Source organism: Saccharopolyspora indica (assembly GCF_027853965.1).
Lineage (GTDB): Bacteria > Actinomycetota > Actinomycetes > Mycobacteriales > Pseudonocardiaceae > Saccharopolyspora > Saccharopolyspora indica.
Window position 1 is genome coordinate 170,000 of record NZ_JAQGLB010000018.1, and the last position, 13,922, is coordinate 183,921.

The following is a 13,922-nucleotide window of genomic DNA, read 5'->3' on the forward strand; positions in this document are numbered from 1 at the left end:
CGTGCTCGCAGCGTCGACCGCCTAGGCCAGCGCGATGTCCTGCGGCCGCACCGGGACCCTGGACAGCTCCAGACCGGTGGCGGCGCGCAGGGCGTTGACGATCGCCGGGGTCGACGACAGCGTCGGTGGTTCACCGACGCCGTTGAGGCCGTACGGCGAATCCGGGTGCGGGAACTCGTGCAGCGAGATCGGCATGCTCGGCACGTCCAGGATGGTCGGGATCAGGTAGTCGGTGAACGACGGGTTGCGGATGCGGCCGTGCTCGTCGAGCAGGATCTCCTCCATCACGGCCAGGCCGAGCCCCTGCGCGCTGCCGCCCTCGATCTGCCCGGCGACCGACAGCGGGTTCATCGCCTTGCCCACGTCCTGGGCGGTGGCCAGTTCGACCACCTTCACCAGGCCCAGGTCCACGTCGACGTCGACCACCGCGCGGTGGGCGGCGAAGGCGTAGGCGATGTGCGCGTCGCCCTGGCCCGTCTCCGGATCGACGGCCGATGTCGGCCGGTGGCGGAACTCGAAAACCCGCTCCAGATCACCGGAAGCGACGAGATCGGCGATCGGTGCCAGGACCGTGCCGGTGGTGTCGACGACGTGGTCGTCGCGCAGCGCCAGCACCGCGGCCGGATGCCCGGTGCGCTCGGCCGCGCGCCGCAGCAGCTCCTGCGCGACCAGCCGGCACGCGCCCTGCACCGCGCCGCCGGACATCCAGGTCAGCCGGGAGGCGGAAGCCGAACCCGCGTCCCCGATCGCGGTGTCCGCCGGCAGCACCACCACCCGCGACAGGCCCAGCTCCGTGCTGGCGATCTGGCACTGCACCGTGGTGATCCCCTGGCCGCACTCGGCCGCGGCGGTGTGCACCGACACCACCGGTTCACCACCGGCGGCCGAGACCACCACCCGTGCGGTCGAGATGTCGTCGACACCTCCGGAGTAACCGATCGCCTTCACCCCGATCGCGTAGCCGACGCCGCGGCGGATGCCTTCGCCGTGCGAGGTGTTCGCCAGCCCGCCGGGCAGCAGCTCCGCGCCGGGGGGCGGCAGCGGACGGTCGCGCAGATCCGCCAGCAGCTCGGCCACCGGTGCCGGGCCGTCCACCGCCTGGCCGGTGGGCAGCACCGTCCCGGTCGTCATCGCGTTGCGCATCCGCAGTTCCAGCGGATCCATGCCGAGCTCGCGGGCCAGCTTGTCCATGTTGGACTCGCAGCCGTAGGTGGACTGCACCGCCCCGAATCCGCGCATCGCGCCGCACGGCGGGTTGTTGCTGAACACGGCGAAACCGTCGATCTCGGCATTGGGCACCTCGTAGGCGCCGGCGACGAAGTAGCAGGCGTTGGCGATGACCACCGGCGACGTGGAGGTGTAGGCGCCGCCGTCCATCACCAGTTCCGCCTTGACGTGCACCAGCTTCCCGTCCCGCGTCGCACCGTGCTCGAAGCGCATCTTCGCCGGGTGGCGGTGCACGTGGCCGAAGAACGACTCCTCGCGGTCGTAGACCATCTTCACCGGCTTGCCCAGCCGCAGCGCCAGCATGCACGCGTGGACGTGCACCGAGAGGTCCTCGCGGCCGCCGAAGGCGCCACCGACCCCGGCCAGGGTCAGGCGCACCTTGTCGGCGGGCAGCCCGAGGCACGGCGCGATCTGCTCCAGGTCCTTGTGCAGCCACTGCGAGGACACGTGCAGCTCGACGCCACCGTCCTCGGTGGGCAGCGCCAACCCGGACTCCGGGCCCAGGAACGCCTGGTCCTGCATGCCCACCTCGTACTCGCCGCTAACCACGACGTCGGCGCGGGCCCGCGCGGCGGCGACGTCGCCGTGGCGGATCTTGACGTGGCGGACCAGGTTCCCCTCCGGGTGCACCTTCCTGGTCGCCTCCTCCAGCGCGCGCTCCGCGTCGGTCACCGGCTCCAGCAGCTCGTAGTCGACCTGGACCAGCGCCGCCGCGCGCTTGGCGGTCCGCGGGTCGTCGGCCGCCACCAGCGCCACCGGTTCTCCCTGGTAGCGGACCTCGTCGACGGCCAGCACCGGCTGGTCCGCCACCTTCATCCCGTAGGTCTTCGCGCCGGGCACGTCCTCGTGCGTGAGCACCGCGTGCACCCCGTCCAGCGCCAACGCCTTCCGCACGTCGATGGACCGGATGCGCGCCGCGGCGTGCGGGCTGCGCAGCGTGCTGCCCCACACCGTGCCGGACACCCACAGGTCCGAGGAGTAGGCGAACTGGCCGGTGACCTTCAGCGCGCCGTCCGGGCGGGGCGCGCTGCGCCCCACCGCCCCGGCGCGCTCGGTGCTGATCGTGCGGTGGACGGACTCTTCGCGCATGCCTGCTCCCAACTCGCAGCCAGATTACATGTAATATTGCTGCCGAATCCCCCACCCAGGAGTGAGGCACCGCGATGTCCTCGGCACCCCGTCACCTGACCCCGCTGACCGGCGAAGGCCTGCTGGCCGACCGCACCTACGCCGCGCTCAAGAGCGCCGTCCTGGACGGCACCCTGCCGCCCGGCACCGGGCTGAGCGTGCCCGAACTCGCCCGCCAGCTCGACGTGAGCCGGAGCCCGGTGCGCGAGGCGGTGCAGCGCCTGATCCACGACGGGCTGGCCACCCACGTGCCGCACCGCGGAGCCGAGGTCAGCCGGGTCGACATCGAGGACCTGCGCCAGCTCTACGTGGTGCGCGAGCTGCTCGAAGGCCTCGCCGCCCGGCTGGCCACCGAGAACCTCGACGCCGACGGGCTGGAGCAGCTGCGCGCGATCCTCGCCGAGCACGAGCGGGCGCTGGCCGCCGACGCCGACAACGCCGCGCACATCGAGCTCGACATGCGGTTCCACCGAGCGGTGCGGGAGCTCGCCGACAACCCGCACCTGCTCGCCACCCTGGAACCGATCACCGGACGCGCCCACTTCGCCCTCCACTCGCTGTGGCGCAGCGACGACGCGCCGCGGCTGGCGCTCGACGAGCACCGGGCCGTGGTGGACGCGATGGCCAGCGGCGACCCCGAGATGGCCGAAGCCGCCGCCCGCCGCCACATCGCCCGGCTGCGCATCCGCCTGGGCCAGGCCACCGCCCGCACCCCCGAACGCCGCCGCCTCGGCCGGTGATCAGCTCGCCGGGTCCAGCTCCTCTGCCCAGGAATCGGGCGTGTAGCCGGCGTAGGCGTCGGCGTGCGAGTTCGTCGCCGAGGCCTGCGTGACCTCACCGCGCAGGTACGCCTCCGCTTCCGCCCGGTCCTTCGGCGGCGGAGTGGGCTGCAGGCCCAGCAGGTGCGCCATGTTGTTGCCGAGGTAGCCCTCCAGGTCGTCCTCGGACAGGTTCAGCCCCTGCGGCGGCTCGTGGCAGAGCACCTCCAGCTCGCGCGCCCACATGCCCGGCTCGTTGGGCGGCGAGTCGGTGCCGTAGACCATCTTGGTCTTCTTCATCTCCTTGGCGAACTCCACGATCCGCGACTGCAGCAGCCAGCCGGACTCGCCGATCACGTTGTGCGAGTCCTGGATCATCCAGAACGCCTCGAAGCAGTACACGCCGCCGGTCTGGATCCCGAAGTGCCCCAGGATGAACGTGACACCGGGGAACTCGCGGATGATCGGGTAGAACTGCGTCGGGATGGAGTACGGCCCGTCACCGGTGTGGATCAGCACGATGATGCCCAGCTCGTCGCACACCCGCATCACCGGCCGCAGCCAGTCCAGCGCCCGGTCCGGCCGGTAGGCGTGCATGTTGGCGTGCAGCTTGAGCATCTTGTAGCCGTGCTCCTTGACGTGGAACTCCAGCTCCTTGGCGCCGTTGTCGGGACCGAACCGCGGGTTGTAGATGAAGTTGCCGACGAACCGGTCCGGGTAGCGCTGCACCAGCGAGGTCACGTAGGCCTGGTAGTCCCGGATGCCCTCGCGGCCACCGCGGTTGCCCTCCCGCCAGGAGGTGTTGCCCGGCGGCGGCATGATGCAGCTGATGTCGACCCGGCGCGGCTTGCCGTTGATCCACATCGGACCGTCCATCATCTTGAGGGTGCGCTCGCCGGTGAACGGTTCACCGGTGTGCCGCCATGCCTCGTCCACCAGGTTCGTCGGGTGCACATGCGTGTCGATGATCAACGGGATCTCTCCAATCGGTTGCACGCACCCCGGCCGCGAATCACCGCACCTTCGGGTCGCCGCGCTCGAACCGCGGCGCGATCGAGTGCAACACCGGCCCGCAGCCGCTGTCAACAAGTTGCATGTAATTTCGTGCATCTCTGCATTTCCAGCAGGTAACGGCGCCCTGGGCGAACCGGTTCAGCGCTGTTCACCGGTTGACACGACGGGCCCGACGCGCTTTACATGTTATCCGCATCGCACTCGCCGGTGACCTCCCCGTCGTGGGCCTCCGTTCGGCGATCCGAATCCCTCCGCACCGATCGGGCCGCCACGGGCCCAGGGAAGTGAGGCGTGCATGCCCGCCGTGCACGAGAAGCTCTGCGACCTGCTGCTCACCGACGCGACGGTGCTGACCGTCGACGACCACCGCACCATCCACCGACCGGGAACGGTCGCCATCACCGGCAACCGGATCGCCGCTGTCGGCCCGCAGTCCGAAATGGCCGACTGGCAAGGGAGAACAGTTCTCGACTGCACCGGGAAAGCCGTGCTTCCCGGGCTAGTCGACGGGCACAACCACCTCTACCAAGCGCTGGCACGGGGCTTGGGCGAAGGACTGTCCATCGTCCCGTGGCTGTGCGACTTCATGTGGCCGTACTCCATCGCGGTGCAAGGCGCGGATGCGGTCGCGGCAGCGCGCTTGGCCGCGGCCGAAGCGCTGCGGCACGGCACGACGACCGTGGTGGACAACCACTACGCACCGACCGATCTGGAAACCACCCTCGCGGTGGCCGACGTCGTCGAACGAACCGGGCTGCGCGGTGCGATCGCCCGCGGAATCGTCGGCCCCCGCACCGAAATCGCCGCGAAGCGCGGCCAGCCCGAAGCGCTGTTCCGGCACTCCGCCGCCGACGAGCTCGCCATCACCCGCGAAGCCGTGCAGCACCGGCCACCCGGATCGCGGGTCGAGGTCTGGCCCGCACCCCTGAACCTCACCTACGTGGACCAGGACCTCGTCCGCCGCAGCATCGAACTTGCGCGGGAGCTCGGCACCAGCTGGCACGCGCACTGCTGCGAAGGACGCAGCGATCCCCAGAGCTACCTCGACACCTACCAGTCACGACCGGTGCAGTGGCTCGCCGAAGCCGGGTTGCTCGACCAGCGGGCCACCCTCGCGCACGCGATCTGGCTCGACGAGACCGAAGTGGAGCAGGTCGCCGAAGCCGGGGCACGCGTCGTGCACAACCCGACGTCCAACGCCTACCTGGCGTCGGGCACGCTCGCGCTGGCCGGGCTGCGCGAACGCGGTGTCGCGGTCGGCCTGGGCACCGACGGGCCGAGCTGCGGGCACCGGCAGGACCTGTTCGAGTGCATGAAGCAGTCCGTCCTCGCCCAGCGGTCGACCACCCTCGACCCGACGGCGATGCGCGCGCAAGACGCGCTCGACCTGGCCACCCGCGACGGCGCCCGCTGCGCCGGGATCGACGCCGGTGTCCTGGAGACCGGCCGGCTCGCCGACCTGATCGTCGTCGACCTCGACCGGCCGCACCTGCAACCGCTGCACGACGTCGTGAGCACGCTGGTCTACGCCGCGCGCGGCTCCGACGTCGTCGTCACCGTCGTCGACGGCGAGATCGTCCAGCGCGACGGCCGCTGCCTGCACGTCGACGAAGCATCCGCCGTCGCCGAAGCCCAACACCGAGCCGAACTCCTGCTGCACCGCGCCGGCATGACCCACCTGCTGCGCTGAAGCCCGAGGAGGAGCCATGCGATTACGCCCCAGACCTCGCAGCACCGCCCCGCCAGACGCCGTCGACACCGTCCCGCCGCTGCGCCAGCTGCTGCCGCTCGGCCTGCAGCACGTGCTGGTCGCCTACTCCGGCATGGCCACCGTGCCGCTGCTGATCGGCCTCGGCATCGGACTGCCCACCGAGCAGATCGCCCTGCTCGTGTCCGCGAACGTCCTGGTCAGCGGCATCGCGACCCTGCTGCAGGCGCTCGGTGTGCTCAACATCGGGGCCCGGCTGCCGATCGTGATGGGCTCGACGTTCACCGGGATCACCCCCGCCATCCTGGTCGGCAAAGACGGCGGGCTGCCCGCGGTGTTCGGCGCGACGATCGTCGCCGGGCTGCTCACCTGGATCGTCGCCCCGTGGTTCAGCCGGCTGATGCGGTTCTTCCCACCCATCGTCACCGGCACCATCATCGCCATCATCGGTTTCTCGCTGCTGCCGTCGACCTCGAAGCTCATCGCGGGCACCGACCCCACCGCCGCCGACTTCGCCTCCCCCACCCGCCTGCTGATGGCGCTGGGCACGATCCTGCTGGTGGTGCTGCTGGAGGCCTTCGCCCCGGTCGCCCTCGCGCGCTTCGCGATCCTGATCGCGCTGGTGCTGGGCACGCTCGTGGCGCTGCCGCTCGGCCTGGCGGACTTCTCCTCGGTGGGCGAGGCGTCCTGGTTCGGCGCGGTGCACCCGTTCGCGTTCGGGCTTCCCGAGTTCACCGTCGCCGCGATCCTGCCGATGATCATCATCCAGCTGGTGAACATGGTCGAGTCCACCGGGGACACGCTGGCGATCGGGCAGATCGCCGGGCGCGACGTCGGCCGCGACGACCTGTCCCGCGCGCTGCGCGCCGACGGGGTCGGGACCGCGTTCGCCGGGGTGTTCAACTCGTTCACCATCGTGACCTTCGGCGAGAACGTCGGCCTGGTGAGCATGACCCGGGTGCTCAGCCGCTACGTGGTCGCCACCGCCGGGGCGCTGCTGGTCGTGATCGGCCTGCTGCCCAAGCTCGGCGCCGTGGTCGCCTCGCTGCCCGGTCCGGTGCTGGGCGGGGTCGGGGTGGTCATGTTCGGCACCGTCGGCGCGATCGGCGTGAAGATCATGGCCCAAGCGGACTTGGGAAACCCGCGCAACATCCTGATCGTGGCCATCTCCTTCGGCTTCGGCCTGCTGCCGGTGGGAGCCCCCGAGTTCTACGCGAACCTGCCCGGCGTCCTGCAGCCGGTGCTGTCCTCCGGGATCGCGGCCGGTGGCATCGCGGCCTTCCTGCTGAACCTGGTGCTCAACCGGCGAACTCCCTGAGAGGTGGACGAGATGGTGCGCGAAACCCCGTCCACATCGGACTTGGGAGTGGACGACCGACCGCCGTGGGGTCACACGATCCTGCTGGGCCTGCAGCACGTGCTGGTGATGTACGCGGGCGCCGTCGTGGTGCCGATGGTGGTCGGTTCCGCCCTCGGGCTCGGCCAGGACGAGATCGCCACCCTGGTCTGCATCGACCTCGTGCTGGCGGGCATCGGCACGATCCTGCAGTCGCTGGGGCTGTGGAAGTTCGGCATCCGGATGCCGCTGGTGGTGGGCGCGGCGTCGAACGGGATCGTGCCGATGATCCTCATCGGCCAGTCGAAGGGCCTGCCCACCGTGTACGGCTCGCTGCTGGTCGGCGGGGTGCTGTGGATCCTGCTGGCACCGCTGTTCGGCAGCCTGCTGAAGCTGTTCCCGGCCGTGGTGACCGGGACCGTGATCACCCTGATCGGGCTGACGCTGATCCCGGTGGGGCTCCGGTTGATCGCCGGGAAGGATCCGAGCGCCCCCGACTACGCCGCACCGGGCAACCTGCTGATCGCCGGGTTCACCCTGCTGCTGGTCGTGGTGTTCTCCCGCTTCCTGCGCGGGCTGCTGGGCCAGCTCGCACTGCTGCTCGCACTCGTCGTCGGCGCCGTCGTCGGCTGGATCGCGGGCATGGGCGACCTGTCCGACGTCGGCTCGGGCCCGGTGCTGGACGTGCCCGGACCGTTCCACTACGGGATGGTGCAGTTCGACGTCCCGTCGATCCTGCTGTTCCTCATCGTCGTGCTGGTGCTCACCGTGGAGGCCTCCGGCCAGGGACTGGCCGTCGGGCAGGTGGTGGGCCGGAAGGTCGGGCCCGCCGAGATCAGCCGCCTGCTGCGCGTGGACGGGCTGCTGACCGCGCTCAGCGGGATCTTCAGCGGCTTCGCCTACACCACGTTCGGGCAGAACATCGGGCTGATCGCGCTGACCAAGGTCCGCAGCCGCTACCCGGTGGCGGTCGGCGGCGTGATCCTGGTGCTGCTGGGCGTGGTGCAGCCGATCGGCCGCCTGGTCGCGGCGATCCCGCAGCCGGTGATCGGCGCGGTCGCGGTGGTCACCTTCGCCGCGCTGACCGTCTCCGGCATCGAGCTGCTGTCCGAGGTGGACTTCAGCAGGGCCGGGAACCTCGTGGTCGTGATGGTCGCGCTCGGCGTCGGCCTGGTGCCCACCGGCGCACCGGACTTCTACCACCAGCTGCCCTTCGTCGCGCAGGTCTTCCTGGACAGCGGTGTGGCGACCGGAACGGTGCTGGCGGTGGCCCTCAACGCCCTGTTCCACCTGCGGAGGCGACCGGATGCGTGACCGACTCGTGGTGGGCGTGACCGGGGCCAGCGCACCGCACCTGGCCATCCACCTGCTGACCGCCCTGCAGCAGATCGACGAGGTGGAGACGCACCTCGTGATGTCCCGCGCCGCGCACCGCACCATCGAGCTGGAGACCGGTCTGCGGCCCGCGGACGTCGCCGCGCTGGCCGACGTCTGCCACCAGCGCGGTGACATCGCGGGCAGCATCGCCTCCGGTTCGTTCCGGACCGCGGGCATGGTCGTGGTGCCGTGCTCGATGAAGACGCTGGCCGGGATCGCGCACGGCTACAGCGACGACCTGCTGACCCGTGCCGCCGACGTGTGCCTGAAGGAACGGCGGCGGCTGGTGCTGGTCACCCGCGAAACGCCGCTGAGCCTGGTGCACCTGCGCAACATGACGGCGGTGACCGAGGCCGGGGCGGTGGTGCTGCCGCCGGTACCGGCCTTCTACCACCGGCCCGAGTCGGTCGACGACCTGCTGGCGCACCTCACCGGCAAGGTCCTGGACCAGTTCGGCATCGACCACGACCTCTTCCCGCGCTGGCAAGGCCCCCGTCGAGAGCTAGGAGCAGTCCGGTGAACCCTTCCCCGCGTCAGGACGCGCACGCCTTCTTCGCCGAATACCGGCGGGCGCACCCCGACGACGTCCTCGTGGTCGACGAGCCGGTGGCCGCCGTCGAGGGCGTGACGGGGCTGATCTACGAGCTGACCGCACGCGGCCGGGACGAGATGCTGGTGTGCAACGAGGTCGACGGGCTCGCCGCACCGGTGGTGACCAACGTCTTCGCCTCCCGCCACCGGATCGCCCGGTTCTTCGACGCCGAGCCCGGGCAGCTGCACGAGGCGTACCAGTCCCGGGCTTCGAGGCTCATCGCGCCGCGCGTCGTCGATTCCTCGCCGCTCGTCGAGGACACCGAGGTGGATCTGGCGACCGTTCCGATGTTCCAGCACTTCGCGTCTGACCGGGCGCCCTACATGACCAGCGGCATCGTGGTGGCCGAGGATCCCGACAGCGGGGTCGGGAACATGAGCTACCACCGCTCGATGGTGCACTCCCCCACCGAGCTGGCGACGAGCCTGCACTCGCGCGGCGACCTGTGGCGGCTGCTGGCGAAGTACGCCGAACGCGGCGAGCCGATGCCGGTGGCGGTGGTCATCGGCGGGCACCCGCTGTTCATGCTGGCGGCCTCCGCCCGCGTCCCGGCGGATGTGGACGAACGTGCCGTAGCCGGCGGGCTGTTCGGTGAACCGCTGGACGTGGTGCGCACTCCCCGGCACGGGATCGGTGTGCCGGCGTGGGCCGAGTACGTGCTGGAGGGCAGCATCGACCCGCGGCGCCACGCCGAGGAGGGGCCGTTCGGCGAGTTCTCGGGGTACTCGTCGCACCGCTCCACCAACAACGTGCTGCAGGTCGAGGCGGTGCTGCGCCGCGAGGACGCGCTTCTGGTGGATGTCGCGGGCGGGAACACCGCGGACCACCTGAACCTCGCGCGGGTACCGCGGGAGTCGGAGCTGGCGGAGAAGCTCAAAGACCGCTTCCCCGATGTCACCGCAGTGCACTACCCGACGTCGGGCACCCACTTCCACTGCTACGTGGCGTTGCGCGAATCCCGGCCGGGCCAGGCCCGCCAGGTGCTGCTCGGCCTGCTCGGCTGGGACCCGTACGTGAAGACGGCAGTCGCCGTGGACGCCGACGTGGACATCACCTCCGACTCCGAAGTGCTGTGGGCGCTGGCCACGCACTTCCAACCGCACCGCGACCTGTTCGTGGTGGACGGACTTCCGGGATCACCGCTGGACCCCTCGTCGGATCCCGGTGGCACCACGTCCCGGATGGGGCTCGACGCGACGCGCGGCCCCGACTTCGCCGGCGACCGGATCGCGGTCTCGGCAAACGCACGCAACGACGCCCGCCGCCTGCTGGGCACCGATGGAGGACGACGATGAGCAAGATTCCCGTGACCGTGCTGACCGGCTTCCTCGGCGCAGGGAAGACGACGCTGGTCAACCACATCCTCACCGCCGAGCACGGGCACCGCATCGCGGTCATCGAGAACGAGTTCGGCGAGATCCCGATCGACGACGCGCTGGTGCTGCGCTCCGACGAGGAGTTCTTCGAGATGTCCAACGGCTGCTGCATCTGCTGCACGGCCCGGACGGACCTGATCGACATCCTGCGGAAGCTGATCGAGCGCAAGGACCGGATCGACCGGGTGCTGATCGAGACGACCGGTCTGGCCGATCCGAACCCGGTTGCCCAGACCTTCTACATCGACGAGGAGATCAGCGAGCACTTCGCGCTGGACGCGATCGTGACGCTGGTCGACTCCAAGCACATCGGCAGGCACCTGGACGGCGCCGGAGTCGGCCACCAGGCCGTGGACCAGATCGCCTTCGCCGATCGGCTCGTGCTCAACAAGATCGACCTCGTCACCGAGTCCGAACTCACCGCGCTCCGCGAACGCCTTCGCGGGATCAACGCCACTGCCGAGATCATCACGTCCAACTACTCCAAGGTCGACCTCGCCGACATCCTCGGCGTGGGGGCGTTCAACCGGATCGTGCATCCCGCTTGGCTGGATGAGCAAGAGCACTTCCACGACCCTGCGGTGAGTTCCGTCGGGATCGAGCTGGACAGTGCGATCGATGGGGACGTCGACGAGGCCGCGTTGCGGGCGTGGCTCGGTCGGCTCACCGATGAGCACGGGGACGATCTGTACCGTCTGAAAGGCGTTCTCGCTGTTCGGGAGGATGCTCGGCGGTTCGTGCTGCAGGGGATTCATCGGATCTTCGAGCTTCGTCCTGCTGAGCCGTGGGGGCGGGATTCCCGGGGTAGCAAGGTCGTCTTCATCGGGCGTCATCTTGATCGTGCTTCTCTTGTTGATGGGTTGCGGACCTGTGTTCGTGCTTCTTGAGGATGGTTCGTTCTTGAGGGGGCTCACTTTTCCGCTGTTGAGTTTTCAAGGTGCGTGGTACTGATGTTGTTGTGTTGTGGTGGGGGTCATCCCCGTGGTTTGGTGGATTGTGGGGGCTGTGGTCCGGATGTCAAGCCCGGCCTGGCGGCCGCCCCTTCGGGGTTTCAGGCTTGACATCCGGCCCACAGCCCCGTTTTGGCTCTATGTCACGGGGATGACCCGGTATGGAACGGACCCCGGGCCGTGCTGGCGGAGTGCGGGAGGCGGGTGGTGGGGGCCTTGCGGGGTTGGGTGGTGGGCTGTTCCGACGCCGACAGGTGGTGTGCGGGGTTGCCGTGCCGAGCGGGCTGGCGGTTGAACAGGGGGTTGTGGCAGGGAACGGGGATGGTGGCCGTTCCGGGCTGGGTGGTGGGTTGGTTCGTCATCGCCAGGATGTTCCTTTCTAGTTGGGGGTTGTTTGGCTTCTGGGTGTCGTGCCGTTGTGTTGGTGGTGGGTTGATGTCGCCTGACGGCGTGTCGCTTCCATTGGCCCGGTTGGCCGGTTGTTCGGTTGGTGGGTTGTTCGGTTGGTGGGCAGGGTGGGGTGCCCCGCCCTGTCTCGGGTGGGGTCAGCGTGTGTTCGATAGCGGTCTGCCCGCTGGCGGTCTGCCCTCTGGTGGTGTGGTCAGGGTGCGGAGGGCATAGTGGTGTGTGGCGGGTTGGGCTTTCCCGCCAGGTCGTGGTGTGCGCGTCGGATCCACGTTTGCCGGTGGGGTGAACACCGGGCGACCACGCTGGAGTTCGATATCCCAATGGTGGTTGTGGATGGTGCGGTGATGGTGAGCACACAGCATCACCATGTTCTCCACGCTCGTCGGGCCGCCATCGACCCAGTGCACGATGTGGTGCGCCTGCGGCGTTCCGGCCGGGTGGTCGCATTCCGGGAACGCGCACACCCCGTCCCTGGCGAGCAGTGCGGCACGAATATGCGTCGGCGCGGTCCGCTGTGAGGCACCCACATCCAACGGGAGGCTGTCCCCGCCCATAACCATCGGGAGAACGTCGCAGTCACAGGCGATCCTGCGGATGGTCTGGGGGCTGAGGTACTGGTCGGTACCCTCCAGCATTCCCGCACCACCAACGGCGATCTCGCTGCCGTTGCTGGTGGCCGGGAGCTGGTTCTTCAGGTCGGTGTAGTCGATGGTGACCGTCAGGTGCGGCTTCTGACCACCGGTACGGGGCATCCCGTCGGTGTCCAGCACCAGGTCGAGGAGGGTGGACAGGCCGTCGGCGTTGCGCTGTCCGACCGTGCGCGGGTCCTTGACCCCATCAGACTCCGGGCGCGGCGCGGCCAACGGCCGCAAAGCCGTGACGAACTTCGCGCCGGTCTCGCGGTCCAGACGGGCCTTGATCACCAGCATTCCGTCGCGTGCGGTGGCGTAGTGCAACTCCCGCGATTCGAACTGCGCTTTCTCGTCTTGAACGGCACCGTCGGCGTCGAGCATGTAACGCACACGGTCGGCCAGTTTCGCCAGATCACGCGGGCATTGGCGGCAGGCGTTCTCCACCAACAGCCGCTCCACCTCGGCCGCGCGGTGTCGGGTGTGTTCGGGCAACCGAGCCAGGCAGCGGGAGATCACCCGCGCATGCTCCAGGCTGATCACACCCTCACCAAGTGCTTGCCGGGTCGCGGGAAGGGCGACCTCCGGCCCGGCAACACCGGCAGCGGTGTCCTCGCTGCCCTCACTCGTATTCGGTGAGGTGGCGGTAGCGATACGGACCCGGGTCGTGGCGTCCTGGCCGTCGATGTTGAGCAGGGACTTCAGCCACACCTGCGTCGACCGCGCGCCCTGCACAGCGTGCAGGCGTCGGCGATCGGCCTCGGCGATCAACCGCAGCTGTTCCATCCGGGCCTGGCGGATCTGCTGTTCCACCTGACCGATCCGGGCCGTGAGTTCCTCGTCGGTCAGGGAGTCAACCGCAGGCGCCCACGACCCGCCCGGCGTGGGCGCATCCCACGCGGGCAGAGCGGACACGACCACGCCCGCGCCAGCGGCGGGGGTCGTGTCCTGGGTGGTCATCAGCGGTGTCATGCATCAATTCTCTCAACAATCGAACGAGAATTCGAGCACATAACCGTCCCACAAACGGGTGATCACAACACCCACCAAACACGAAAACCCTTACCCATAACCAAAAACCGCCAACATCCGACGGGTATTCGTCGGCGTGTCGTTGACATGCGGCCAAACATGAACATGAAAACCACGACTGTCCTATGAGGACTAAATGGGACATCTCAGCAACGGCAGGCTTGGCCGGTTGACAGTCAGACCTCGGGAGTCACACCGTCAGCCCGCACAACACAGCAACCAGGCACTCGAACCACCGGCGACGAAACACCCCACCACCCAACGCTGCAAGGCCCCGACCACCCACGACCGGCGAGCTACCTGCACGCTACGGGGTCCGTTCCATACCGGGTCATCCCCGTGACATAGAGCCAAAACGGGGCTGTGGTCCGGATGTCAAGCCTGAAA

10 protein-coding genes are annotated in these 13,922 nt (G+C 69.2%); 7 read left to right on the plus strand and 3 right to left on the minus strand.

Annotation, left to right across the window (positions count from 1 at the left end; genetic code table 11):
• Window positions 1–21 precede the first annotated feature (21 nt).
• On the minus strand, window positions 22–2,316 hold the full coding sequence (pucD, locus tag OU416_RS30885) for a xanthine dehydrogenase subunit D (RefSeq protein ID WP_270930573.1): 2,295 nt from the start codon (window positions 2,314–2,316) through the stop codon (window positions 22–24).
• Window positions 2,317–2,390: 74 nt separating this feature from the next.
• Between pucD and OU416_RS30890 the strand changes: the two genes are divergently transcribed.
• Entirely contained in the window at window positions 2,391–3,095 is a 705-nt protein-coding gene (locus OU416_RS30890) for a GntR family transcriptional regulator (protein WP_270930574.1), read from the plus strand.
• Here OU416_RS30890 and OU416_RS30895 read toward each other — a convergent pair whose 3' ends face one another.
• Window positions 3,096–4,085, minus strand: a complete 990-nt coding sequence (locus OU416_RS30895; protein WP_270930575.1) for an amidohydrolase family protein — start codon at window positions 4,083–4,085, stop codon at window positions 3,096–3,098.
• Window positions 4,086–4,422: 337 nt separating this feature from the next.
• On the opposite strand from OU416_RS30895, the gene OU416_RS30900 reads away from it, so the two are divergent.
• Genes OU416_RS30900 through OU416_RS30925 form a run of 6 tightly spaced genes read left to right on the plus strand, consistent with a single transcriptional unit; the run spans window position 4,423 to window position 11,403 of the window.
• Entirely contained in the window at window positions 4,423–5,817 is a 1,395-nt protein-coding gene (locus tag OU416_RS30900) for an amidohydrolase family protein (RefSeq protein WP_270930576.1), read from the plus strand.
• 16 nt (window positions 5,818–5,833) lie between these two features.
• Window positions 5,834–7,153 carry a nucleobase:cation symporter-2 family protein gene (locus tag OU416_RS30905; RefSeq protein WP_270930577.1) on the plus strand — a complete coding sequence of 440 codons (1,320 nt, stop codon included), beginning with the start codon at window positions 5,834–5,836 and terminating at the stop codon, window positions 7,151–7,153.
• A gap of 12 nt (window positions 7,154–7,165) precedes the next feature.
• On the plus strand, window positions 7,166–8,485 hold the full coding sequence (locus OU416_RS30910; protein WP_270930578.1) for a nucleobase:cation symporter-2 family protein: 1,320 nt from the start codon (window positions 7,166–7,168) through the stop codon (window positions 8,483–8,485).
• Window positions 8,478–9,068 carry a UbiX family flavin prenyltransferase gene (locus OU416_RS30915; RefSeq protein WP_270930579.1) on the plus strand — a complete coding sequence of 197 codons (591 nt, stop codon included), beginning with the start codon at window positions 8,478–8,480 and terminating at the stop codon, window positions 9,066–9,068. The genes OU416_RS30910 and OU416_RS30915 overlap by 8 nt, the downstream gene beginning before the upstream one ends.
• Complete coding sequence (locus OU416_RS30920) at window positions 9,065–10,435, plus strand: UbiD family decarboxylase (RefSeq protein WP_270930580.1); 1,371 nt, start codon at window positions 9,065–9,067, stop codon at window positions 10,433–10,435. Before OU416_RS30915 ends, OU416_RS30920 begins: the two co-directional genes overlap by 4 nt.
• A complete protein-coding gene (locus OU416_RS30925; protein ID WP_270930581.1) occupies window positions 10,432–11,403 on the plus strand; it encodes a CobW family GTP-binding protein in 972 nt (323 codons plus the stop codon). The genes OU416_RS30920 and OU416_RS30925 overlap by 4 nt, the downstream gene beginning before the upstream one ends.
• Before the next feature lie 608 nt (window positions 11,404–12,011).
• On the opposite strand, the gene OU416_RS30930 is transcribed toward OU416_RS30925, so the two are convergent.
• A complete protein-coding gene (locus OU416_RS30930; protein WP_270930582.1) occupies window positions 12,012–13,475 on the minus strand; it encodes an HNH endonuclease signature motif containing protein in 1,464 nt (487 codons plus the stop codon).
• Window positions 13,476–13,922: the final 447 nt, after the last annotated feature.